Source organism: Paenibacillus xanthanilyticus (genome assembly GCF_042682185.1).
GTDB classification, from domain to species: domain Bacteria; phylum Bacillota; class Bacilli; order Paenibacillales; family Paenibacillaceae; genus Paenibacillus_Z; species Paenibacillus_Z xanthanilyticus.
In genome coordinates this window covers 2,620,870-2,647,391 of record NZ_JBHUHA010000001.1, presented here as the reverse complement: position 1 = coordinate 2,647,391, position 26,522 = coordinate 2,620,870, and the positions used below count along the sequence as shown (strand labels likewise).

Sequence of the window (26,522 nt, the reverse complement as noted above, 5' to 3'; positions counted from 1 at the left end):
GAATAGCGTGTGCCTCTGTTAATCTTGCATGGGTCCGCATATGAGGGAGGTGCGCACCTTTGTGAGTCTCGTCTCCATAATAAGCTTGACAGGTAAACATTTCGCATGCTAATCTCATATCACACTTATCAGATAGGATTAATTTAATACTGGTCTACCATACCTGTGGTGGCTTTCGATGGCTTGTTCCGATCGAAAGCCTTTTTTATTTGTACCGGCAGGAACCGGGTTCGACGACGCGTACGGCTTTATGCTTACGACGGGCATCGAAACTCGGGCAAGGAAGCGAGCAGCCGCCGAAAGCACGAGCTTTCGGCGGCTGTCCGACTGTATGCGGATTCCCTCTAACGAAGGGGAGACGACTTTATGAGAAGGTGGTCATATCCATGAGTCAAATCGTTCAACCGACAACGTCCCTGACGGACGGCTACGAATCCGAGGTCGCGGAGCACCGCAAGCCGGATTATCCGGTTCACCCGCTCATCTTGAACCGATGGTCCCCGCGCGCGTATGCGAATACGCCGGTCACCGACGAGACGCTGTTCACGATTTTGGAGGCGGCCCGGTGGGCGCCGTCGTCGAGCAACGAGCAGCCATGGCGGTTCTACGTGGCCCGCACCGAGGCGGAGCATGAGACCTTCCGCGCATTCATCAAGCCGGCTAATCGGCTGTGGACCGATCACGCGCCGGTGCTCGTGCTGATCGTGTCGGCGAAGGAGAAGGCAAACGGCGATCCGAACGGCGCGCACGCCTTCGACGCGGGCGCCGCATGGGCGATTCTCGCGCTGCAAGCCAGACTATTGGGCTTATCGACCCGCGCAGTCGGCGGTTATGATCGGGCTTTGGCCCGGGAGGCGCTCCAGGTGCCGGACGATCTGGAGCTGCACGCGATTATCGCGCTCGGTTATCGTGGCGACGCGGAGCAGCTGGAGCCGTCGCAGAAGGAACGCGAGAAGCCGAACTCCCGCCGACCGCTGCAGGAGAGCTTGCTGGCCATCCCGGTTGCGGACGCCGAGTAAGCCTGCTAGGGAATGGACTGTCATTCATAGGGCTGATTCAAGGAGGCAGAGCAGATGGGCAAACTTTTGTCCTACATCAAGCCCTATCGGGTACCATCGGCCATTGCGCTCGTGCTGATGTTGGTCGAATTATTCGTGGAGCTGTATCATCCGCTGTTATTGGCGAAAATCATCGACGAAGGGGTAGCGGCGCGCGATCTGCATACGGTCGCGGTGTGGGGAAGCGTCATGATCGGGCTTGCGCTGCTGGGATTCGGCTGCGGCATCGTGAATACCTTCTATGCGTCGAAGGCGAGCCAAGGGTTTAGTTACGACGCGAGGCAGGCGTTGTTCGAGAAAATCCAGTCGTTCTCCTTCTCCACGTTCGACCGCTTCCCGACCGAGACGCTGCTGACCCGGATGACCAGCGACATGAATCAAATTCAGATGGCGATCTTCCTCGGCTTGCGCGTGTATATGCGTTCGCCGCTGCTCATTATCGGCAGCCTGGCGCTGGCCGTCATGATTAACGCCCGGTTGGCGCTGGCGCTTGCGATCGCGACGCCGCTCGTGCTTGGCTGCTTGTACCTGACCTTGAAGAAAGGGATGCGGCTGTTCGAGCACGCGCAGCGGAAGCTTGATCGGATGAACGGCGTGATCCGCGAAGCGCTCATGGGCATTCGCCTGATCCGGGTGTTCGTTCGGAGCGAGCGGGAGCGGGCACGCTTCGACGACGCGAATGGCGAGTTGGCCGCGAGCACGACGGCCGCGCTGCGCCTGGTCGAATTCGTGCTGCCGCTGCTGCTGTTGGCGATGAACCTGTGCTTGCTGTCCATTCTATGGCTCGGCGGCGCGCAGATGAGCGTCGGCGGCATGACGATGGGCGAGGTGGTCGCCGTGGTCAACTACGCGGCCCGCATCACGGCCGCATTCTCGCCGATCTCGATGATGATCAATAATTTGGCCCGGGCCCGGGCCGCGACGGGGCGCATCGCGGAGGTGCTGGAAGCTCGGCCCGATGTCGTCGAAGCGGGAGATGCGGATGATGCGCTGCGAATAACGGCGGGTAGAATCGAGTTCGACCGCGTCTCCTTCGCCTATGCCGGCTCCTCGGGCCATGCGCTGCGGGACGTGTCGTTCCGGGCGAGGGCCGGCGAGACGATCGCGATCATGGGGGCGACCGGCTCCGGCAAATCAACGCTGCTGCAGCTCATTCCCCGCCTGTATGACGCGGGCGAGGGGCGCATCCGAATCGACGGCATCGAGATCAAGCGGCTGCGCTTCGGTCATCTGCGGGGCGCGATCGGCTATGCGCCGCAAGAGGTGCAGCTGTTCTCGGGGACGGTCCTGGACAATCTTCGGTTCGGTAAAGAAGACGCCAGCGAAGCCGACGTCGTGGAAGCGGCGAAGCTGGCCCAGATTCACGAGACGATCGCGAAGATGGAGAGCGGGTACGACACGGCGCTCGGCGAGCGGGGCGTTAATCTGTCCGGCGGACAGAAGCAGCGGCTGTCGCTTGCGAGGGCGCTGCTTCGCAAGCCGAAGCTGCTGCTGCTCGACGATTGCACCAGCGCCCTGGATGCCGTGACGGAGCGGAAGGTGTTGGACGTGCTGCGCGCGCTTCCGTGCACGACGTTATTCATTACGCAGAAGGTCGGCGCGGCGCGGGAGGCGGACCGTATTCTGCTCCTTGCGGACGGCCGCATTCAAGGTTTCGGCACGCACGCGGAGCTGCTGGCGGCCTCGTCCGCGTACCGGCGAATCGCCGATTCCCAAGCGAGCGGGGAGGCGGCTGCCCATGCCTGAACCGAAACCGTCCATGAACGCTCGCCGGTCCATGAGCGCGCTGCGCGGCATCTGGAGCTACATGGCGGGATACCGCCGGCTGCTCGCCGTTGTCGTCGGGCTCGTCGTCCTGAGCTCGGCGCTCAGCTTGCTCGGTCCTTATTTGATCGGCTATGCGATCGATCACGAGCTGGCCGGGGGCGACCGCAGCGGACTTGTCCGGATGGTCATCCTCCTAGCTGTCGTCTACGCACTCGGCTCGGTCAGCGCGATCGCTCAGAATACGCTGATGATCGGCATCGCGCAGAAGACGGTCGCTTCGATCCGCGGCGCGCTGTTCCGCAGACTACTAGAGCTGCCGATCGCTTTCTTCGCGCGGCGGCAGCAGGGCGATATCCTGAGCCGGCTGACCAACGATATCGACAGCATCAGCCAGACGTTGAACACCTCGATCATCCAATTAAGCAGCAGCCTGCTGACCTTCGCCGGCATGCTCGGATTGATGGTCTGGCTGAGCCCGGTCTTGACGCTGCTCACGCTGATTATCGTGCCGCTCGTCTATGTCGGCATGAGATGGATTACGGCCCGCACGGGCCGGCTGTTCAAGGAGCAGCAAGCCCGGGTCGGGGAGCTGAACGGCTTCATGGCCGAGACGTTGAGCGGTCAGCGGATCATCACCGTCTATTCGCGCGAGCAGCAGGCGATCGAGCAGTTCCGCGAGCGGAATGAGCAGTATAAGCAATCGGCTTATTGGGCGCAGACTTATTCGGGCTTCATCTCCAAGTTCATGATCGTCCTGAATAATCTGAGCTTCGCGATCATCGCCGCCGCTGGCGGACTTCTTGCCCTGCATGGCCAGGTGACGATCGGCGTCATCGTGACGTTCACGGAATATGCCCGGCAGTTCGCCAGGCCGCTGAACGATCTGGCGATCCAGTTCAATACGGTGCTGTCGGCGGTAGCCGGGGCGGAGCGCGTCTTCGAGACGATTGCGGAGGAGGCCGAGACCGATGGCCGGGACGCGCGGGGCGTGCCAAGCATGCGGGGCGAGATCCGCTTCTCGCGCGTCTCGTTCTCTTATAGCGGAGAAGGGAGTCCCGTTCTGGCCGATATCGATTTCCGCATCGCGGAGGGCGAGACGGTCGCGCTCGTCGGGCAGACGGGCGCGGGCAAATCGACCATCGTCCAGCTGCTCTGTCGGTTCTACGATGCGGACGAAGGAGCAATTCTAATCGATGGGCAGGATATCCGCTCGCTGCGACGCAACGAGCTCCGGCGCCAGCTGGGATTCGTCCTGCAGGAGGCGTTCCTGTTCGAGGGCACGATCCGGGACAATATCCGGTATGGCAGTCCGGACGCCTCGGATGAGGAGGTCGAACGCGCAGCGGCCATGGCCAACGCGCACGGGTTCATCGCGAAGCTGCCGGACGGTTACGACACGCAGGTGAGCTACGACCGGACGCGTATCAGCGAAGGACAGAAACAGCTGATCGCGATCGCGCGCGTGATGCTGTTAAACCCGGCGATTCTGATCTTGGACGAGGCGACGAGCAGCGTGGATACGGTGACGGAGATCCACATTCAGGACGCGCTGTCGAAGCTGATGCGGGGGCGAACGAGCATCGTAATCGCGCACCGGCTGAACACGATTCGCCAAGCCGACCAAATTATCGTGCTCCATCAAGGCCGCATCGCGGAGAAAGGGCCGCACGCCGCGCTGCTCGGGAAACGAGGGTACTATTATGATCTCCATCACGCCAAGCAGCCGGGATGATAGCGGTCCTGCTGCGAGCGGAAGAGGGCAAGGGGGAATGAGATGAGCGTGGAGAGCGGGAAGAGTCATATTCGGCTGGATGCCGACGTGCTGATCATTGGCGGAGGACCGGCCGGCGCTTGGGCGGCCTGGAGCGCGGCCAAGCAAGGGGCGAAGGTCGTGCTGGCCGACAAAGGATTCCTCGGCTCGAGCGGGGCGACCGCGCCGGGCGGAACCAATCTGCTCTATCTGCCGCCGAACCCGGCGCAGCGCGAAGCCGCCGTGCAGCAGCGTTATCGCGAGAGTGGCTATCTGGCCGAGCCGGCCTGGATCCACCGCGTGTTGGACCAAGTCTACGAAAGCTTGCAATTAGTCGAGTCCTGGGGTTATCCGTTCCGCCGGGACGAAGCGGGAACGCCGCTCCGCGACCATCTCCAAGGGCCGGAATATATGCGCATCATGCGCCGCGCCGTCAGCCGCGCGGGCGTCCGGATTCTCGACCAGTCGCCGGCGCTGGAGCTGCTGGCGGATGAGCACGGCGTCGGAGGCGCCCGCGGCATCTCGCGGCTGGATGGCCGCGACTGGGAGGTGCGGGCGAACGCGGTCGTCATCGCGACGGGCGGCTGCGCCTTCTTGAGCAAGGGGCTCGGCTGCAACGTGCTGACCGGGGACGGCTTGCTCATGGCGGCCGAGCTTGGCGCCGATCTGTCGGGCATGGAGTTCACCCGGCAGTATGCGCCGAGCGCTTCCTTCGCGTCCGTGACGCGCGGTCGGCTGCTGAATTGGGCTACGTATACGAACGCAAGCGGCGAGGTGCTGCATGCCGGCGGACCGCGCGCCGGGGATTTCCTGCCGCGCATGCTTCGCCAAGGTCCGGTCTATGCGGTGCTGGACAAAGCGGATACCGAGGAGAAGCGGACGATCCTTCGCAACTCGCACGCGATCTTCTTCCTGCCTTACGATCGCGCGGGCATCGATCCGTTCACCGAGCGGTTCCAGCTGACCCTTCGCTACGAAGGGACGGTCCGGGGGACCGGCGGAATCCGGCTGGCGGGCGACGATTGCTCGACGACGGTCGGCGGGCTGTATGCCGCGGGCGACGCGGCGACGCGTGAGCGGATTACGGGCGCGAAATCCGGGGGCGGCGCGTTCAATGCCTCGTGGGCGATCTCGTCGGGCACCTGGTCGGGCGAAGCCGCCGCGAAGTTCGCGCTGTCGCAAGAGAAGTTGGCCGCGCAGCGGAATCTCAAGCCAGCCGGCCGTTACGGCCTGGCAGCCGGAGGAGCGGCGGACGCCGGGGATGGACTCCCAGCCGATGCCTTGATCGAGGCGGTGCAGCGGGAGGTGTTCCCGCTTGAGATTAACTACTTCCGCAGCGAGCCGGTCGTGGCGGCTTCGCTGGATCGGCTGCATCGGCTGTGGGAGCAGCTGAAGGGGCAGACGACAGGCGCGTCCGTCCGGGAGCGTGTCCGGGCGCGCGAAGCCGCGGCCATGACGGCAACGGCAAGGTGGATGTATACGGCGGCGCTGGCCCGCCGGGAATCCAGAGGCTTGCATGCGTTCGCCGAATATCCGCAGACCGACCCCGCGCAGCAATATCGGCTGCTGGTGTCCGGGCTGGAGATGATCCAGGTGCGCCCGGAGCTCGTCGGCGGATTCGCCGCGGACCCTGTGCCGACGAGTAGCCCTGAACAACATTCCGATTTCAAGAAGGAGGCGGCTCGTCCATGATTGAAGTGGTCAGCTCGGACCGCTGCGTCCAGTGCGGCTTGTGCGTGAAGGTATGCCCGACGAACGTGTTCGAAACGAGAGAGGACGGGGTGCCCGTCATCGCCCGGCAGGAAGATTGCCAGACGTGCTTCATCTGCGAGGCCTACTGCCCGGTCGATGCGCTCTACGTCTCGCCCTACGCCGAGCAGGCCGTCGCGTGCGACGAAGAAGCGCTCGCCGCCGCGGGCGCGCTCGGCAGCTGGCGAGCGACGATCGGCTGGGGCCGCGGCCGGACGACGCTGGCCGCGATCGACACGACGCCGTTCATCGACCGGGTCTTGCCGCCGCGCCCGGCTGTTCCGGAGCGGAAGTCGAGTTAGTGTAGAAGTGAATAGCGAGTCTGCGAAAAGCGTTCTATGCAACCTAGACGGGTTGCGTGGGGCGTTTTTTTATTACCTTTATCCTGTCGCTTATTTATATATTCCATCACACAGTTCCAGTTGGAAACGCAAAAAAATTGGCATGTACCACAAAAAAATGGCATGTACATCCAAAAACAGTGTGCTAACATTTTGTGTAAATATATAGGAAATGAGGTTGATATTTGGGTGGGTTTGTCGTAGGAAGGATGGACTAAAAGAAATAAGTCGAAAGGAAGTTAGGTATGAAGAAAAACAGGAACGGTATAGTAACGATGATCGTCGCGATGATGGCCGTAATCTTGGCAGTTGGCTCCCCAATAAGCTATGCGGCAACCACGCAAACAGCGGAAGCTAGTGGAGCAGAGGCTTCGAGGGCGGCTAAGCGGGAAATCGCGGAGTTAAGAGGGAAAAACGTTAAACACTATGAAATGGGCGACGGATCCAGGCTGGCGGAAGTTTTTTTGAATGAAGTTCATTATGAAGATGAAACAGGGAAACTAGAGGATATCGATACGCGTCTGTACGATACCTATCAACTGGATCAAGTTCAGGTGCCATTGCCCAAATCGAAAGCCAATAAATTCAACAAACTGAAAAATCAAATCAAGAGCCAGAAGCAAAATAAAACATTGGACGTTTCGACGACGGCTTATACTCCGCTACAGGTACCGTACGATGCGGACATTCCGAAGAAAATAGCCAACGGTTACCAGCTTACCTACGGCCAGAACAGCTTTGTATTCAAACCAGTAAGCGCTTCCCCAAAGGCAATCGCCAAAATAACGGGGGACAAAGCATATTACGAAAATGTCTGGGCCAATACCGATTTGGAGCTCATCGTTATGCCGGATGGAATAAAAGAGAATATCATTTTGAAAAATGACAAGGCCCCCAATTCGTTTTCCTTCGAGGTTCAAGGCCCTCTATCTGATTCTTTGTTCACCGATGACATTCAGATTTGGCCGGCTTGGCTAGAGGATGCGAAAGGCGAGAAGCGGGATGTCGCGCTCATCATACGGACGGCCAATAAGCGAACGTACTTGGATCTATCATGGGATGACAGCGGTCTTGCGTATCCCGTCATCATCGATCCTACCATCAGCTTTAATGCAAAAGATGCGTTTTATGTAGATTCTCGCTATCCGAACAATTACCCCGACGGTTATTTTGATCTTCGCGCAGCGTACGGCCGCTATGGCAGCGTTCAAGAAACCTTCATGCGTTTTTATTTTCCTGAATTACCCCTTGGCAGCAGCGTCATAAGCAGTACGTTGTCTATGTATCTGTATGACGCAACTGTCCACACCGGCATCCCGGGCGCCAAATCCGCATCAATTAATGTTCGGCCTCAGTCTTTCGAGCTTTGGTCGACTTACCCTAGCCGTGGAGGGACACCTTTTACGTGGACGAGCCGCCCGACAGTGACATCTGATTTTGTGGGCAGCGATGCCATCATCCTGAATACGGCCAAAAATCAGACGTTTGAATGGGACATCACCTCGTATGCCTCGCTCATAAATAACCAGCGCAGCAAATACGGGACGACGATGCCAATCGCGTTGCTCTCGACAGGTTCATACGGCGCTTACTTAATCGATGCGCGGTTCGCCTCCAACTCCACCACAATCGCGAATCAACGGCCAAAGATTTCCGTCCAGTACACGGTTCCGAGCTCGATTCCGACCATCAAATTGCTATCGCACACAGACGGCCAGAAGGCCGCAACGAAACTTCGGTTCTCGTGGGCGTTCGCCGAAGATCCGAACAAAAAAGCTCAACATGTCCATATTCGGGGGACACGGAACAATTGGCAGACGACGGAGTACGAACAGTACGCCTACGACATCAATCGAAACACGTTTACCACCGGAATATTGCCAACCGGCAAGTGGCAGTTTTCCATACGCGTCTATTACGGGTCGTCCTACAGCGACTGGGTCACGGTCAAGAATATCGAAGTAGCCGATATTACCCATTACGCCTATGATGCGAATAATCAAGTGGATTATGTGGTGTCCAAAGGGAAGGTGTACAAATATTACTATGATCTGAACGGCAATTTAGTCCGGGTTGCTATGGAATAGTGCCTTGGCACATATCGCCGAATTATGCTCGAGGAGGAAGAAAGTTGAATAAACGGATGCGATCCCTATTAGCTATTATTTTATGTGTTAGCTTGCTATTCAATAACGCGCCGGTCTTTGCGGAGCAAGACAACCCGGTAACGAACGAAAACACTGTGACAACCGCGGAGGAGCCTGAGAAATCCGCCGGTAACGAACCCATCGCTTCTGAGGAGGCCGAGAGCACAGCGAAGGCAGCAGCGCCGTCTGAATTGTCACTAGGCGAAGAGACTGACTATATCATCAAGTTTAAAGACGGGCAAGAGGGCAAGAAACAGCTGGACAAGCTGATGAAAGACAAGAAAAAGAAGCGATTGAAGGAATTCAAACATTTGAAGTTCAGCAGGGCGAACTTGACCGAGAATGAAGCGAAAGAATTGAAAAAGAACAAGGACATCCAGTATATTGAGCCGGATCAACCTATTACCAAAGCCGGCGATATCATTTCCGCCCAGTTAAAACAAGTTCATGCTTCCGAAGCGCTGGCGCTCAAACTAGGCGGAGCAGGCGTGGATGTCGCGATTTTGGATACGGGCGTGGATTTGCAGTCGACGGAGGTTTCGGTTCAAAATGCCGTCTCTTTCGTAGAAGAAGAAGTCGACCCGGACGACCTGAACGGCCACGGGACGATGGTAGCCGGAATTCTGGCAGCCGCTCAAGACGACCGAGGGCTTGTGGGCGTGGCGCCCGGGGTCAATCTTCATTCGGTGAAAGTGCTGAATCAGAACGGCCTTGGTACATACAGCGGCGTAATCGAGGCGCTAGAGTGGAGCATCGAACACGGCATCGACATCGTCGCCATGAGTTTTACCGGCACGGCGGAATCGGAAGCGCTGCGTGAAGCTGTCGAACTGGCGCACGACAATGGCATTCTGCTTGTCAGCGCCGCCGGGAACGAAGGAACATCTAGCGTAGGGTATCCGGCCAAATATGACGCAGTCCTGTCCGTAGGGTCGGTAGACGAGCACAAACAGCTGTCTTACTTCTCGAACCGAGGCAAAGTGGACATCGTCGCCCCGGGCGAGCACATCCAAGGCTTGTCCGCAAACGGCGGAAGCTATGTGACGGGCAGCGGCACATCGTACGCTGTATCCTATGTTACTGGAGCCGCGGCGTTGGTCAAGCAAGCGAAATCAGAGCTTACCAATGAACAGCTGACCGGGATATTGAAGGCCGGCGCAATCAATCTGGGGAGCGAAGAACAGTACGGCAGCGGCTTGCTGAATGCCGTACGAGCCTTGCAACAAGTCGGCGTTGCCATTGAAGAGTCCACGGAAGGTGACGTCGTACCGAATATTCCGCCAACGGATGTTTCCGGTACCGGCTTGTTTGCGCAGTATCCGCCTTATGAACTGGACGCACCGATCGACGAAGAGACCTTCCTAACCCAACATCCCGAGGCGCGGGGGAAGCCCAAAGTTGAGGGTTCCGAAGTAATGGCCTTGGCCGGCACGGATCCATCGGTAGATAATGCCATTCGGAGTATTAATGTGAAGTCGGACGAAGCGCCGTTCTCGGTAAACACGGAGTCGGAACAAATCTCCACGGTAAGCGGGAATTTCACGACCCGGGCGACGGATATCACGTTGCCGGGGCGTAATGGATTGTCGTTCGCGTTGACCCGAATCTACGATACTTCGTTGGCTTCCCTGTATGACACGCGCACGGAGCCGGATATTTTATGCAATTGCTCAATTTCGTTCATCACGACCAACTGGTTCGAGAAGGCGAAGTTGGATGCGCAAGGAAACGTAATCCCTGAAACGCGAACATTAGATTATAAAGGTAATTCAAGCGTGGGTTATGACGCGAATCACTACGACTTTATGAGTGATTTAATGGATGCCTCTAGATGGACTAGCTATGTTAGCTCGCAAGTAGCGTCGAACGGTAAGCATTATCTCCAAACGGAATGGTTGCCGGTTGAAGGCGAACCGGGTTATTTTAGACGATTCTATCAGGAAATCGCATCCGATACTTTTCAATTCAATGTTTCTTTCACCTATTATATTGGTATGAGAACGATCTCCACGGGCAAAACGGAAGAGGAGAAACGGTTCCCGCTCGGCAAAGGATGGACCTGGGACATCCCTTACATCAAGACCGTCGAGGGAAAGAAGTACATTAATATCGGCGGCAACTCCATCTACGAAATCAATGGTACGCAGCTAAAAGATTACACTTGGAAAGACCTGAGTATCGGTTATGACTCCTCCGTGATCGTGAACGGACGTTACTCCAGCGATACGCTTATATCGAATAAAGGCATTACCCACTACTTCGACAGCGATGGGCAATTAATTCGAATCGCGGATCCGTACAAAAACTCCATCGATTTTCATTATTCCACGCATGCTACCTACGGGAAAGTATTAACATCCGTGAAGGACAGCATTGGGAATTCCATCGATATCACGTATTCGGAGAAAGAGGTTGTCTTGATGCAGGGGACGCGCAAAGTCGTCTACCATAAGGACATCCACACCTACCAGAAATTAAGAGAAGTGCCGATTCCGCAAACGACGGAAAGGCTGGCCGCGGTGACGGATGTCGGCAATCGTCTGACGTCCTACCAATATGACGTCAAAGATGCTTATGTAACGTTTACGTACGAGGCGGGATACAACCCCTATATGCTGCTTAAGTCGATCACGTACCCGACCGGAGCGATCACGGCCTATGAATACGAAGGGCCGGTAATTCGATTCACGACGGCGATGGCATTCAGGCAGGTCTATAAAGCAAAAGCCCGCTATGATTTGGCCGCGGGGAAAACATACAACCGTCTGGATTTCACTTATACGGGGGATATGGATGCGCAACCCGAGCTGGAGACCGGCTTCACGCAGACATTCCAAACCAAAATCTCCGACGGACGAACCGCCACGACTTATCATAACCGGAAAATCTACACGAATGACGAGACGCCGAATGCGTATTATACGGATCAAATCATTAAAGAGGGAGCAGGACTTAAGCAAACGACAACGCAAACGTATGACGAAACGAAACGCATGCCCGTTCCGCATTCGGTCTCGACCGTAACCAGTAAAGATGGACAGTCGAGCACGCCGGTTGTAACGAACGTCACGTACGATGATTACGGGAATATCCTGACTTCGACCGATCCCTATCAGACGACAACGACGATGACTTACGACGCCAAAGGTCTTCTCGATACGGTCACGCAGCCGATCGATAGCCAGAAGACGCGTTTCACGGACTATACGCGTAACGACAAAGGAACCGTAACGCAGGCGATTGTTAAAGAAATGACAGGCAGTACCGGAAAAGTGCTGAGTGACGTGAAAGTCGACAGCATTGATCCAAATACGGGCAATATTCTAAGCGTGACGCAACGCGATAATAACCGAAATATAACCAAGGTAACGGAGTATAGTTCCGAATACAACTATGCCTTCCCGACCAAAGAAACGATTACCGCCAAAGACGCAAGCGGGAACGCCGTTCCTGTAAGCGTGCAATACCAATACGATAAATCTACCGGACTTCCGATCAAGTTTATCGACGGCAAAGGAAATGCGACGGAATACCAGTACGATTCGCTAGGCCGGATTAAGAAGGTCATTCATCCGGATTTAAGTTCGCAGAGCATGGAATACCTGGATGCCCAGAACCTGGTCCGGGTCAAGGATGAAACCGGACTTATAATGGAGAAGCGTTATAACGCCTTAGGCTGGCTTGTCGAACAAGGCAATCTGACGAGCACCGGCGCATTTAACCCGCTTGGCAGCCTATTCTACGACCAATACGGACAGCTCGACTACGAGAAGGACGCATCTTCCCGTCTAACGGACTATACGTATGATGCGTGGGGCAGACTGCTGCAGACCGCCTATGGTCCGAGCGTAAGCACCGTGGAGTATGACGACGTCAATCGCATCCAGAAGTCGACAGATCCCGAAGGGAACGTGACGAAGGTCGAGACGGATCTGCTTGGCCGCACGATCAAACAATATGAGGTCCAGTCGGCTCAAGAGGTGCTTGCGGCAGACCTGCTTTACGACAAGGTCGGCAATGTCGTTCAAAGCAAAGATAGCCAAAATGCGGTAACCACGTACAAATACGACGGATTAAACCGCTTGGTCGAGCTGACGAATCCGCTAAATGAAAAAACGGCTTATACGTACGGCTTGCAAGGCACGTTGACGCAAATCAAGTTCGCGGATGGTTCCGTTAAGTCGATGGGCTATGACGAGCTGGGCCGCGTGATCACGAAGATTGATGCTTCCGGCAAAGTAGAGAAGCTGTTTTACGATCTTAACGGTAATTTGGAGAAGCAGACCAAGGCGAATGGCACGGACTTAAGATATGTATACAACGTACGGAATCAGTTGAAGGATCGGATCTCCCCGAGCGAGACGATCAGTTACGCGTACGACTTGGCTGGCCGTCGACTGTCGATGACGGACAAGACGGGGAAAACGGAGTATGCGTATGCCAAGGAGACCGGGTTGTTGGAGAAAGTAACCTATCCGAACAAACGAACGATCACGTATACCTACTATAACTCAGGCGATCGAAAAACCATGGTCGACCCGTTCGGTCAGCAACAGTATTTTACGTACAATAGCCAGCGGAGGCTGCTTGAGTCGGTCGGCACGTCCGCGACCGCGCGGGAAGTGACCTATACGTACGACAAGAATGGCAGACTCATGGATTCCGTCTTTAAGAATGGGATCACGCAATCGATGCAGTACAAGGGGCTAAATCTTGAGGCGGTTACGCATAAGAATGCAGCAGGTACCGCATTGAATCGTTATGGTTACACCTATGATGCCAATCGCAATATTTTGACAAGAAGCAACCAGACGAAAGGCACCACTTATACCACGCAGTATGATGCATTGAACCGAATTCAGACGGACAGCCAATTCAACGAAGTTTACTCCTATGATGCATTGGGGAATCGGGTCGGTCTCAAAACGGATCAAGCGCAGGAAATATCGCCTGTCGAGTATAAATACGATGAGTGGAACCGTCTCGTCCAGGTCACGAAAAAGGACGGAGGCATCGTCACCTATGCCTATAATGGAGATGACCTGCTGACTAGTCGCAACGAGAACGGCGTGACGACCACCCTTTATTATGATGGCGACCAAGTAATTGCCGAGGGTAAGATCGCAAGTGGCGTCGAAATCCATAAAGCCAGTTATTACAGGGGCACTGGTCTTGCGGCGCGTAAGGCGGCGGATGGTTCCATGGCTTACTACTTGTCCAACGGGCATGGGGATACGGTGGAACTTCGCGGCAGCGGCGGGCAAGTGTTGAACCAGTATGACTATGACATGTGGGGTAAAGTTCTCAGCAAGCTAGAGAATGTCGAGAATCCGTTCCAGTACGCCGGGGAATATTGGGATGACAGCAGCAAATTACAGTATCTCCGGGCGCGTTGGTATGACCCGTCGGTCGGTAGGTTTATTAATAAGGATACGTATGAAGGGGAATTAATGAACCCACTGAGTATGAATCTTTATTCATACGTAGAAAACAATCCATTAGCTTACATCGATCCAACGGGACACTATAAAGAAATTGATGAAAATCAGGTCAACTATTTATTGAATACGGCTGGTACCAGTGAGGGCAATCGTGATTGGGCACTTAAGGAACTGTCTCAAAGCGTCAAATATTACGGTGCTTTCGATAAGAATCAATTCTTATATCTATTCAATCTCGCGGTTGACGGGCAAGGGGGGGAAGCTAGTTGGGCAAGGTTAGAGTTAATTAACAATGTTGTCAATGTTACAATCGATGATCTCTATTATCTGTATGTCATGGGTGATAAGACGGTTACGCAGAATGACCGAGATATTGAAATTCTGGTCAAACAAAAGTTATATGCCCCCGTGTTTGAAGATGGTCTTACCATATTTGCTTCAGGTGTATTTGTTGGATTGTCCGCGATAGAACTTTTATATCTTGCCCCTATAGTGGCAGAGAGAGTAACGACGCGGGCGTCAAGTCTGACCTCGATTGGAAAGCCATTTAATCCTAATGGTCCTAAGGTCCAGATGGGGATAGATCCTCGGACGCTTACGCCAACTAAGGACTTGAGCACGCTAAATTCACAAAGATTGAAAAATGCTGTTCAATATGGAGGAGATAAGACTATTATCGTAGATTCGAGCGGAAGAGTTCTTGATGGACACCATCGATTAAAGTACGCTTTGCAAACAGGGAAGGCAGTCGATATCCAGGTTGGTTATTAATGGAGGGTTGATATGGGAATTTCGGAATTCTGCATTGTACTACACCGATTACTGGTTTTGATTCGAGCAGATATAAAAAATCCGCAAAGTGTCCGCATACTTCGACGAATAATCCAAAGCTTAGATGATATGCTTCACTCGCCTCCGGATAAGGTTGAGCTAATTCTAACTCAATTACAAAAAGATATTATCGTTATGGAGTCGTTAAACTTATCCGTTAAATCTGTATTTGACAATGTAACAATGCTTCATACACCAATTAATCAAATGGAAGTATATAATTACCTGAAGGTAATTAGGGACGGTACAAGCGATATCATATTAAAGCTAGAAGAAGGAGACTTTGAACTCGCTTATGGTATGGTGGATGCCATTCATGCATTACCGGAGATGGTCTTGCATTCAGAATCTTGGAATGCCAAAGATTTTTGGAAATCTTATGTACACCCCATACGAAAAGGAGAGAATAAGAAATTCTTAACAGAATGGGAACGAAAACTGGTGCCGCGGTGGTCGCTTTTTAATTAGTAAGAAAGGCAAATCTAATATCATTCGAATTAGAAGCATGGCGAAAGGTTACTTATTTACCGAGGTCTGGGATTCAGAGGAATAGTTTAATTTTTGTGGCACCTCCATAATTCCTTTGTAGGGAATTATGGAGGTGGTTTTGCATTCTTTCACCTAGCCTTGACTTTCAACCAACACCGCCACAACCTTCGCAGCCTCCGCTCTAGTCGCGCCGCCTTGCGGATCAAACGCCCCATTGCCTTTGCCAGCAAGAAGTCCCGCTTGACTTAACGCGCTCACAGCCTCAGCCGCCCATGCGCTAATCTTCGCTTGATCCACAAAACTCGCCGCGCCGCCGGAAGTCGGCAAGGCCACGCCCGTCGCATCCGCGAACCGCTTCAGCATGACGGCCATTTCCTCGCGGCTGATCCGCGCGTTCGGCTGGAACTGCTGCTTCTCGTTGCCTTTGACAATGCTTTTCTCCGCCGCCCACGCAACATACGGCAGATGCCAGTCGCCAGATTTAACGTCCGAGAACGTCGAAGACGTATAGCCACTCACATCCACATTCGCAATGCCAGCCAGCATCTTGGCAAATTCGGCGCGCGTGATGTCCGCGTTCGGCGCGAACGTGCCGTTGCCGGAGCCGGATGCGATGCCGCGTGCGCTCAGGTAGGTGATGTAGCTGCTTGCCCAGTGGTTCGTCGTATCGCTGAAGCTCATGTGGTTATAGCTGACTGCATACGTACTGAGATGATTCGTCCTGAAAATCACCTGTCCAGCGGCCGCGTTGTAGCTCGAATTCATGAGAATCTGCGGCTTGCCGTTCGCGTCGATGAAGCTGACGACGATCGCGTTCATGTCTTCGTCTTGCGTCGGTTGGTACGGAATGCGGATTTCCACGCTGCTGCCGTCAAAGCTTGTGACGTTCGTCGACCCCGACTGGATGGACACGTTTACGACAGGACGCGTGCCGATCAGGCTTGCCGCTTCGGAAGAAAGCGTCGCTGTTCCCGCTGCAGCCAACTCGATCCGAATCTTGTCTCCTGTCGTCTTCTCCAATCCTTCCAATACCGCTTTGTCCAGCGCGATGATGCCGAACGGCGTCGTTACTTCCACCGTCTTCGCTTTGCTGTCGGCCAGCTTGCCGATTGCCGATTTGGACAGGGTGAGGCCGACCGATTTTGCCTCTGCAGCAGCCTCGACTCTCAGCTCCGCCGTCAGATCGGAACCCGTCAGGGCATTCACTTTATCCAACAATGCGTTCACTTGTGCGTCTTGAACGTCGACACTTGCTTTGCCAGCTGCGTCGGCAGTCGCTTTCACCGCCAGTGTCTGACCATTCGCGTCGCCCGCGATTGCCGAATCCGCTGCTGGCGTCGTGACGACCGGCGTCGTCGGCGTGCTAGGGCCTGGCGCGGAGACGCCGTCGTCGATCGCGACTTTGATGCCGTCCGCTTGGTAGCTTACCGTCGCGGTGTAGCCGCTTGGCAAACCGGTCGTCTCGACGGCCGCGAACTGGCCGGTGCGTTGACCGCTGCCATGGGTGATGAGCGCGAGCGTGCCTTCAGCCGGCACATAGCTCGACGCGAATTTAAGACGCAGCTTGCCGTCTGCCTTGACCGAGCCATTCACCTCAAGCACGTCGCCGGCGCTGCCGACGTTCAACTCGAGCGTGCCGGTCGCGGCTTGCTCGAAATTGCCGCCGATCGTCATTTTGCCTGCGACTTGCTCGACCAGCGTGCCTTCCGTAACGGCAACATTGCCCGCACCGAGAGCCGTCGCGGATTCGCCTTCGAGCGTACCGCCGCTTACGACCGTGCCGCCGGTGTACGTGTTGTTGCCCTGAAGCTCGAGCGTACCCGATCCGGCTTTGGTCAGCTTGCCGGTACCGGTGATGTTGTTCCTCCAGTGATCCTGCGCATGGAAGCCGCCAAGCGCTGCATCCATCGTCACGGTCACGTCGCCGTTAAATGCGCCGTAGCCGTCCGCCGCCGCGAACAGATTGAGGCGTCCCCAGCCTTCGGGATCGTCGAGCACCGGATAGCCGGAAGGCAGACCCGTCGTCGCGAGCACCTCGCGGCGCTGGTTGGCGTCCAGATAAGGGAGGCGCGTCTCGAGCAGCACTTCGGCGCCTTTCGGCACGGTCATCGCTTTGGTCGTGTCCCCGATCGGGGCGAAGCCGTACGTCAGCCGCTCCGTGAATTGCGCTTTGTTCTTCGCGTAATCCGTGAAACGGTCTTCCGCCGTACCCGTCTGCGTCAACAGCTTCGTGCGCGCTTCTTCATAGGCCGCTTGCTTCACGGCGGCGTTGTCCGGGTCCGAGAGGATCGCCGCTGACAGCGCCGTCGCCATGACGCGTCCGCCGATGACGTCGAGCGGGGAATGCATGCCGGCGACGACGCGGCTGTTGCCCATCTCCGATGCGCGCGTCAGCAGCTCTTGGAAACGCTCCGGCACGGCATAGGCCATGGCGTATGCGCTCAAGTACGAAGCGTTCGTATGACCGCTCGGGAAACCGCCGTCCGTCGCAGGCGTCGCGCTCATCGCCGGGACCAGCGTCGGTACGATGACCGACGTGTCATTCGCCCAGCGGAACGGACGCATGTAGCTGTAGAAATTTTTTGCCGGATTCGTGGACGAATAGTTGCCGCGCAGCGTTTTGACCAGGGTCACGATGCGGCCAAGTTCGGAGGCCGGATCGCCCGCGTCGGTGCCGCCGTCGTCGTATTTCTTCGTCGTGGCATCGGCTGGAATGTCGTTGATCGTCGTCGTGGAGCCGGCTTTCGTCCGGTACACCTCCGTGAGGGAGCCGAGCCCTTCGGCCGCCCCGTAGCTTTGCTTGCGGCGGTCGTCGAAATAAGCGCGGTCGGCTTCGGCTTGGGTGCGCGTCTTCGCGATATCGACGACCTTCTGGATGTTGGCGTCGAGCACGGCGCTGTTCAGCTTCGTGCCGTTATCCCACGAGCTGCCCGGCGTCCACAGCTTCAAGAACTCGGACAGCAGGCCGATTGCGGCATTGCCCTCGACCGTGGTGTTGCCGGCTTGGTTCGTTTTGTACGTATCGGCAAAATAGCCCCACGCCGGCGCCGCCGGCAGTTCAACGGGCACCGGACCGGCAAGCGCCGCCTCGATGGAGGGGAGGGATTCGGCGCTGGCATAGCTGCCAAGCATCGTATTCATTAGTAGGAAAAGTCCGGTTGCAGTTGCGAAATTACGTTTGATCGTCATGTGGATGTGACTTCCTCTCTGTGTCTTTTTTAGTAGAAGGGCACGTTCAATGCGTGGCTTGAACGCCGCATTCGATGCCGAGCTGCTTATTGCTTCTCTGCTTCGTGATCAAATGTCGTCCCTTACAAGGAGCGGTAGATGACCCCTAATTTGTCGACATTCTCGCCGGCGCGTCCGAAGAAGCCCGCGATCGACTTACCGGATGGAGCCGTGAACGTGGTAGCTGTACCGCTCTTCGTGCCGGCTGCGACTTTGCGACCTTGATTCGTCGTCAGCTCGACGTAGAACACGCGGACGCTGCCGTTGTACGTGTTGTGGTAGACGAGCGCGCTCGTGAAATATTCGCCGCTATTCAGCGTCAGCGTCGCCGCCGTGCCACCTGTGCCGCCTTTGGTCAGCGTCGTGCCATTCGCGTACGTCATCGATACGGCGTCAAGACGGCTGGCGCCGCGCAGCGTAACGGAGGTCGGCATGCTCGAGACCAGGGCTGCATTTCCCAGGAAATTAAACGCCGTGCCGCCATCGCCGCCAACGAAGTCGCTGTATGCAACGCTTGCGCTCGTCGAGAAGGAGAAGTTGGTCGTAATGGCGAAATGGTCAGACAACTGATTGCCGGCCGAATCGGTGAAATACGTATTTTCGACCTTGTACGTATTCGCCGACAGCGTGACGCCCGCGCCGCTGCGATAGAAAATTTTGTCCACCACCTCATTGTCCGGGCTGGTCGCGCCAGGCGTGCCGAGCAGTGCAGCCGACCCCATCGCCGGGTAGCTGCCGCCGCGGATCTTCTCGATCCAAGCGTCCTTCATCCCAAGCCGGTCGAGGAACAGCGCCTTCAAGTTATCCTCTGCTCGCGTGTACCGGCAGTTCGTATCGCCGAACACGATGACGGCGTGGCCCTGCGAGTTCGCCTCGATGTAAGCGGCCAGCTGGGTTAGGTTGTCGCGTCTGGCTTCGTTCGACTTCGTATCCGTGTTCGCGTCGGCATGAAGATTGTAGATGTCGATATACGCGCCGTCGGCCACCTCGACCTGCGAATAGGTGAAGCCCTTCGGAGTCAGCTCGTCCGAACCGTTGTCGAAGAGTCCGTACCGTTTGTTCCAAGTGACTCGCTTCAAATCGTTAATCGGGTAGTTGGACAACGTGTTCAGGCCGCTGCCGATGCCGGCGCCTCCGGAGGTCGCGGTGCGGTAAGGATGGGCGTCATTCGCGTACAGCGACGCGTGATAATTGAAATCCTCCTGCACGTTCACCAATTCGTAGGGGCCGAGCTTCGCGCCGATCTGCGGCGTGTAGGCTTCCGGGTCCGCGCTGCTCGAGAGGATATCCGGCAGCCCGCCGATGTTGTACGACAGCACATCGAAGCTGCCCGCCGCCGCGCTCGCCGATCCGACGAGACTCGTCACGCCCAGCGGTACCATTAACGTACACGCCAGCATCAGATTCAGCGCTTTTCTACCTTTTCGCATTCTCTTCCATCACCCTTCTTCATGCCGATTTGGACTACGACCTCAGCCTATCATCCGAGCCGCGGCGGCTCTATAGAACGATTTCCGGATCATACGAAAACGGTACGATCTACGCCAATTGGTTTGCCTCCAGGTGACGGGAGGCAGCATTTGGCTACATGCCAATTGGTTTGCCTCCACGGTAGAGGATAATGTTGTCAGGTCAAGGAAAAGCGTCCGATGAAGCCACCCATGGCCTAAAGTGGACAGGCTTATGACTTAGGCTAGACTTCAAAATCCACTGAAGCTTTGTCCGCGAGGACAAAAGCGTGCCCAGCTCGAAGCTACCCGCCGACCGCGAACAATTGAAGTTGCACGAAGAAGGGAGTCCAGAGGTAAACGTTTTCCGTTTGGAAAACGACATCGGAAGCATATGCTCAGTCCTTTGGTTCCCCTCGGCGGAGGGGGAAGGGGCGAGGGGGCACCCCCCAATTTTGCATGCGCTTACATCAACAAACGCGTTTTTTTCCAACACCTGGAACCGCCATGTTAAGTTATCGTTAATCGGCTAAATAGCCGCGAACTTTGCTGTATAATCGGGAATTGGAAGGAGGGGGACATGCGATGAACGCGTTAAGGGCGATGAGAAGACCGAAGCCGGTGCTGGCCAATTTGGCCATATCGTATGTGACGATTGTCGTCGTGATCGTGCTCTTGCTCTGTTCCATTCTCTATCTGGTCGTGCCGGCGAACTACGAGGAACAGATTCGGGCCAACAATACGATGGTATTGGACAAAGCGGCGCAGCGAATCGAATCCGACGTGGTCGAGCGGATCAATCAAATCTATCTGGATCTGACCTTGGAGCGAAAAAACGAGGTCGAGCTGCATACGCGCGATGCGTTCGAGGGAGAGCGCAGTTCGATCATCGATATTCAGAACCTGCTCAAACGCGAGGTTATTCAACATGCGGATCTCGTGCACGCCATTCATTTGTTCTATCCGAAGTCCGGCGTCATGATCTCTTCCCTTTATGGACTGCAATACGAGGCGGGCGCGAAGGAAGAGGCGTCCCCGCGCGCGATGGACTGGATCGACGCCATGCGGACAAGCCGACAAACGTCGCTGTGGACGGCGCCGCGGCTGGTCCCGAAGGACATCTACGCAAGCGTATCGGGCAGCAACGCGATGCTGCCGCTCATGACGTACGCCCGCAGCTATCCGTTCAATGCGCCTGGCAAGGACAGCGATCTGCTCATCGGCATCGACATGAAGGAGTCCGCCTTGAGCGCGATGATCGGGCAAATGATGCCGTCCGACTATCCGAACACCTACGTCATCGACGCAAGCGGCATCGTGATTGCCGCGGCCGACAAAACGCTGCTGGGCAAACGGCCGGCGCAAGCGCCTTATATTGACAGCCTCCTCACCTCCGACGCCAAAGCGCAAAGCTTCAGCATGGACATCGATAACACCGGTTACGTCGTATCGAGCAACAAGCTCGCCGCGAACGGATGGAGCCTGTACAATGTCATTCCGGAGCGTCGCTTCTACCAGAAGTCGATCCTGCTCCAGCAAATCATGCTCGCCATCTGCGGACTCGCGATCGTGGTCGGACTGGTGCTGTCCGGGATCTTCACGGCGGTCATCTATCAGCCGATCAAGCGTTTGGTGGGCCGGATCAAGGGATTGTTCGACGATCCCGCCGAAGGGAAGCATAACGAATTCAAGCTCATCGATACGGCCATCCATCAGCTGAGCAGCAAGGTGGACACCCTTGAGGAGACGCTGCAGGCGAACAAGCCGGTCATCAAGCACAACGTCGTGCTGAACATGCTGCACAACCGCTACGGCGCCGACGAACTGTACGAGCAGCTGGCGCTGTTGGACCTTCCGCTCGCGTTCGCCGGCTACTGCTGCCTGGTCATCGATCCGGTTAACGAAGGCTTCAAGGCGCTCGGCCCCAAGACGAGTCAGTACGTCATCTACAAGCTGATCAATCAGCTCGAAGCGGCCGTCCAGGAGGAGGCCTGCCTCATCGCGGAGGAGCTGCCGGATCGCCGAATCGCCGTCATCGTCGGTACGAACCGGCCGGGCGACGCGATGCTGGACGCCATCGCGGATCTAGTGCTTGCCGAGGTGAGCGCGGAGTTCAGTCTTGAGGTTCGCATTGCTTACGGGCTTTGGGTGCCGGAACGCCTCGACGTGCATCGGAGCTTCGCGGCCGCGCAGACGCTGATCCAATACGGCTTCTTCTATCCCGAATCGCCAATCGTGAAGGATTACGTCCTGCTGAACCGGGAGCAGAGCCAGCTGGAGCTGCCGCCGTCCGTCCTGCCGAAGTGGACGGAGAAGCTGCACGCCCGGAGCTTGGAGGGCGTGACCGCGGCGACCGACCAGCTGCTGCGCGACGTGAAGGAAGGGTCGTATACGGCGGAATACGGAAGGTTCGTGCTCATGAAGCTGATCTCGCTGTACTCGGATTTCCTGAAGAACGTGCGGTTCAAGCAGTCCGCCCAATTCAAGATCGACCTGTATAAGCAGTATCAGGAGATTTACGACATCGATCGCTTCCGCGAATGGCTCGTGCAATCGATCGCGGCGTGCTTCGAGCTGATGGAGAAGCGCAGCGACGAGCGGGCGACGGATAGCGTGGAAGCGGTCAAGGCCTATGTTCACGCGCATTTGGGAGAGGATCTATCGCTGGATGCGGTGGCCGCTCACGTCTATTTGAGCCCGAAATACTTGAGCAAAATGTTCAAGGAAGAGACCGGCGTCGGCTATACGGATTACGTGACCCGCAAGCGGATGGAGCGCGCGCTCGAGCTGGTGCGGACGAGCCAGCTGACGGTGGAGCAGATCGCGGGCGCCGTCGGCTATGGCACACCGGCTTATTTCATTAAGAAGTTCAAGGAAACGTACGGCGCCACGCCGAAAAATTACGTCCGCACCCTGCTGAAGCAGGAGGAGCCCATCGAGGCTTCGGGAGAGGTCATGCGCCTATGAAGAACAAACAACGGTACGGCAATCGTCCCTTCGCGCTCTTGATGATGACGGTGCTTCTCGTCCTGAATGGCTGCGGATTGGAGACAGGCAGCGGCGCGCCCGCCACAACCGCGACGGGTACAGGTGGCGACGCGCAAGCAAAGCGATACACCATCTCGTGGACGATGCACATGAACGAGAACGTGCCGGCGGACGCGGAGATGATCCGCTATCTGGAGGATAAGTTCAACGTCGATCTGGACGTGTGGAACCTCGAGAATGCGAATTACGAGGCGCTGCTCGATCTGAGACTCGCACAGGGGGAAATCCCCGATCTGTTCCGCATCCGCCAGCCGCAGGATTTGCTCAAATACCAGGAGCAGCAGGTGCTCGCCGACATTCCCGACGGGGTGCTGGAGCATTATGCGCCGAATCTGAATCGCCTGCTCCAGCAGAACGCCCCAGGCTATCTCGCTTACGGTCAGCTGGATGGCAAGCAGTACGGCATCCCGGTCGTCAATGCGACGAACAAGTTCCGGGTGCCGGTCGTCTACCGCGAGGACTGGCTGCAAGCGCTCGGGCTTTCCGTGCCGACCACGCTGGCCGAATTCGAGCGGGTGATGTACGCCTTTGCCAAGAACGATCCGGACGGCAATGGCAAGGACGATACGTACGGGCTGTCGAGCGAGGGGATGAACGTCGTGTTCGGCGCGTTCGGCCACATGGTGTTTACCGAGCAGCTGTATTTCGCAGAGAAGAACGGCGGGCTCGTCATCGGGGCGCTGGAGCCGGAGATGAAGGACGCCCTTCGGTATTTGCAGAAATGGTACAAGGACGGCGTCATCGATCCCGAGTTCGTCACCGGCGAGAACAAAGGCGGGTACAAGCATCTATCGCACGCCTTCATTAACGGCCGGATCGGCATGACCTCGATGGGCAACTATTATCACTGGGTTCAAGCAGGGGACTACAAGACGATCAATGCGCAGGGCGAAGAAGTGCCCGTGGAAGCGGCGTTCAACGCGCTCGAGCTGAAGAAGAAGAACGGCAGCGCGCGCATCGCCTTCGGGCCACCGGTCACCGGACCAACCGGACAGAGCGGCTCGAAAGCCTACGATCTGCTCATGAGCTACACCGCGATCGGGGCGAATGCGGCGAAGGAACCGGGCAAGCTTGCCCGCATCCTCGAGATCCTCGATTACGTCAGCGCCAATCCGAATCTGGAAGAGAGCATGACGATGAAATACGGGGTGAAGGACAAGCATTGGACGTGGCCAGGCGCATCGAAGGACGATGTCGTCGTGCTGCCGCCTTACGACGAGCAGCCGAACTATACGAATCAGATCGGTGCCAACATCGGCATGATGGTGCCCGCCGCGCCGACGAGCAGGAGAGAGCAGTGGGCGGCTACGCTGGGGCTCGACCGGCACGGCATTTATAATGCGCTCAAGGTGTCTTTCCCGTCGCTGATCAAGAACAGTCCCGAGCTTATCAAGCTGCGCAACAAGGCGTACATCGCGTTTATTACCGGCGACCAGCCGGTCGAGGCATTCGACGCGTTCGTGCAGTCGTTCTTGGCGGCGGGCGGCAAGCAGGCGGTGGCGGATGCGAATGCGTGGTATGGCGGACAATTGAAGCCTTAATTGTACGCCCATTGGCGGCCTTGGTTCTGAATAACTTCAGAGCCAAGGCTGCTTCTTTGGTTGTCCTATATCTCGCAGACGAGGTATCGGTTAGATGGTTGAGTTCGTCGCGGAGTCCTTCGTCTTGATTTGAATGACGACCTTTCCTTTGGCGCGTCCGCTTTCCAAGTATTGAAAGGCTTGCTCGGTCTCGTTCAACGGATATACCTTATCAACGACGGGCTTAATAAGACCCTCTTCCATAAATCCCTTTAAGATCTTCAATTGTTCTCCGCTCGGTTTCATAAACAGGAAGTGATAACGTGTTCGGCTCTTCTTCTCCTGAGCGGTGATCTTACGGCTCGCCATGGACAAGATGAAGGTTTTCATCCACCCCAATTTCGCTTCTTTGCCGAATCTGGCGTTGGGGATGCCCGAGATGGAGACGATTTGTCCGCCTGGCTTCAGGATGCGGAAGGATTTGTCCAAGGCTGCTCCGCCTAAAGTATCAAACACGGCGTCAAATCCGGTAAGCATGTCTTCGAAATGCTCTTCCTTATAATTAATAATCTGATCGGCCCCCAACGATTGGACCAATGCATAGCCCTTATCGCTTGCCGTCGTGGCGACAAAAGCGCCCATCAACTTGGCCAATTGGATGGCGAATGTTCCGACGCCTCCCGAACCGGCATGAATCAAGATTTTTTGACCCTTCCGGAGATCTAGAAGATCAACGAAAGCCTGGTACGTGGTGAGGCCAATCAGCGGAATCGAAGCCGCCTCTTCGAAGGTTAGATTCTGCGGCTTCAGCCAAATATCGTCCTCGTGCACGGCGATGAATTCGGCTAATGTGCCGATTCGGTCTTTGCGGGGGCGCCCGTACACTTCATCCCCGGGCTTGAATGTATTCACTTGATCCCCAACTTTAACGACAACACCGGCAAAATCATTTCCTAAGATGAGCGGGAATTTGTAATTCAACAGAAATTTCATCTTGCCTTCCTTAATCTTGAAGTCAATCGGATTTAAGCTGGCTGCATGGATTTCGACAAGCACATCATGTTCTCCGACCGTGGGCAGGGGTTGTTCTGACATCACAAGCGGAACCTGTTTCCCGTATTTCTCGATGGTTATGGCCTTCATTTCGTATCACTCCATTTATGATTATTGGTTTAAACAAACGAACCAATTACGTAAAATAAACTGCTCGCCGAGGGACGAGCCTCAAATCTTAGGGGATCATTGTGGCGAATTGCATGCGGATTCCACGGCGGCAATTAAGGTTTTGAGTTGTTCGAGCGGTTTGCGGACAGTCAAGACGTAATAGTTCTCTACGCCTTTCTTCTCCGATTGAATATAGCCAGACTGCTTCAACACCTTCAAATGATGGGAGACAGCCGGTCTAGACAGATTCATATGGCCCGCTATTGTATTCACATTCAGACCGGACTTGTTCTGTGCCAATAGCAAAATAATAGCTTGACGGTTCTCATCCGTCAGCACTTCCAATAGCGGAATACAATCTTTAAATTGCTGCATAACGGACTCGGTATGTTGGTTCATAGCCTCCACCTATTCGTTCATTGGTTTAATCTCTTGAACCTAATTATAAGGATTAGCTTCCTAAAATCAAGCTGCCTTGTCCCTTACGTAGACTAAAACGACGAACGAGTAAAAAACGACCATCCTGCCGGCTTGGCAGGGC

The 26,522-nt window shown here is 55.9% G+C and carries 14 protein-coding genes; 10 read left to right on the top strand and 4 right to left on the bottom strand.

Annotated elements, in window-relative coordinates; translation table 11 throughout:
• Positions 1-386 precede the first annotated feature (386 nt).
• From ACFSKT_RS11125 to ACFSKT_RS11090, 8 genes are all read left to right on the top strand, one after another.
• On the top strand, positions 387-1,019 hold the full coding sequence (locus tag ACFSKT_RS11125; protein ID WP_377722805.1) for a nitroreductase family protein: 633 nt from the start codon (positions 387-389) through the stop codon (positions 1,017-1,019).
• A gap of 54 nt (positions 1,020-1,073) precedes the next feature.
• The gene (locus ACFSKT_RS11120; protein ID WP_377722804.1) at positions 1,074-2,804 is read left to right on the top strand and encodes an ABC transporter ATP-binding protein; all 1,731 of its coding nucleotides are present in this window, start codon (positions 1,074-1,076) and stop codon (positions 2,802-2,804) included.
• The gene (locus tag ACFSKT_RS11115) at positions 2,797-4,557 is read left to right on the top strand and encodes an ABC transporter ATP-binding protein (protein ID WP_377722803.1); all 1,761 of its coding nucleotides are present in this window, start codon (positions 2,797-2,799) and stop codon (positions 4,555-4,557) included. The genes ACFSKT_RS11120 and ACFSKT_RS11115 overlap by 8 nt, the downstream gene beginning before the upstream one ends.
• Positions 4,558-4,599: 42 nt before the next feature.
• Positions 4,600-6,267: an FAD-dependent oxidoreductase gene (locus tag ACFSKT_RS11110; RefSeq protein ID WP_377722802.1), complete on the top strand. Its 1,668-nt coding sequence runs from the start codon at positions 4,600-4,602 to the stop codon at positions 6,265-6,267.
• Positions 6,264-6,626, top strand: a complete 363-nt coding sequence (locus tag ACFSKT_RS11105) for a 4Fe-4S binding protein (protein WP_377722801.1) — start codon at positions 6,264-6,266, stop codon at positions 6,624-6,626. Before ACFSKT_RS11110 ends, ACFSKT_RS11105 begins: the two co-directional genes overlap by 4 nt.
• Before the next feature lie 314 nt (positions 6,627-6,940).
• A complete protein-coding gene (locus ACFSKT_RS11100) occupies positions 6,941-8,752 on the top strand; it encodes a DNRLRE domain-containing protein (RefSeq protein WP_377776314.1) in 1,812 nt (603 codons plus the stop codon).
• A gap of 44 nt (positions 8,753-8,796) precedes the next feature.
• On the top strand, positions 8,797-15,024 hold the full coding sequence (locus tag ACFSKT_RS11095; RefSeq protein WP_377722799.1) for a S8 family serine peptidase: 6,228 nt from the start codon (positions 8,797-8,799) through the stop codon (positions 15,022-15,024).
• A 12-nt stretch (positions 15,025-15,036) separates the two neighbouring features.
• Positions 15,037-15,552, top strand: a complete 516-nt coding sequence (locus tag ACFSKT_RS11090) for a hypothetical protein (protein ID WP_377722798.1) — start codon at positions 15,037-15,039, stop codon at positions 15,550-15,552.
• Between the two features lie 153 nt (positions 15,553-15,705).
• Here the strand turns inward: ACFSKT_RS11090 and ACFSKT_RS11085 are convergent, their stop codons facing one another.
• Entirely contained in the window at positions 15,706-18,762 is a 3,057-nt protein-coding gene (locus ACFSKT_RS11085) for an S-layer homology domain-containing protein (protein ID WP_377722797.1), read from the bottom strand.
• Between the two features lie 122 nt (positions 18,763-18,884).
• Entirely contained in the window at positions 18,885-20,231 is a 1,347-nt protein-coding gene (locus tag ACFSKT_RS11080; RefSeq protein WP_377722796.1) for a jacalin-like lectin, read from the bottom strand.
• Between the two features lie 603 nt (positions 20,232-20,834).
• Between ACFSKT_RS11080 and ACFSKT_RS11075 the strand changes: the two genes are divergently transcribed.
• Together ACFSKT_RS11075 and ACFSKT_RS11070 are read left to right on the top strand one after the other, a co-directional pair.
• Positions 20,835-23,216: a helix-turn-helix domain-containing protein gene (locus ACFSKT_RS11075; protein WP_377722795.1), complete on the top strand. Its 2,382-nt coding sequence runs from the start codon at positions 20,835-20,837 to the stop codon at positions 23,214-23,216.
• Complete coding sequence (locus ACFSKT_RS11070; protein WP_377722794.1) at positions 23,213-24,838, top strand: extracellular solute-binding protein; 1,626 nt, start codon at positions 23,213-23,215, stop codon at positions 24,836-24,838. The genes ACFSKT_RS11075 and ACFSKT_RS11070 overlap by 4 nt, the downstream gene beginning before the upstream one ends.
• Before the next feature lie 90 nt (positions 24,839-24,928).
• On the opposite strand, the gene ACFSKT_RS11065 is transcribed toward ACFSKT_RS11070, so the two are convergent.
• The gene (locus ACFSKT_RS11065; protein ID WP_377722793.1) at positions 24,929-25,960 is read right to left on the bottom strand and encodes an NADP-dependent oxidoreductase; all 1,032 of its coding nucleotides are present in this window, start codon (positions 25,958-25,960) and stop codon (positions 24,929-24,931) included.
• Positions 25,961-26,056: 96 nt separating this feature from the next.
• Complete coding sequence (locus ACFSKT_RS11060) at positions 26,057-26,380, bottom strand: ArsR/SmtB family transcription factor (RefSeq protein WP_377722792.1); 324 nt, start codon at positions 26,378-26,380, stop codon at positions 26,057-26,059.
• Positions 26,381-26,522: the final 142 nt, after the last annotated feature.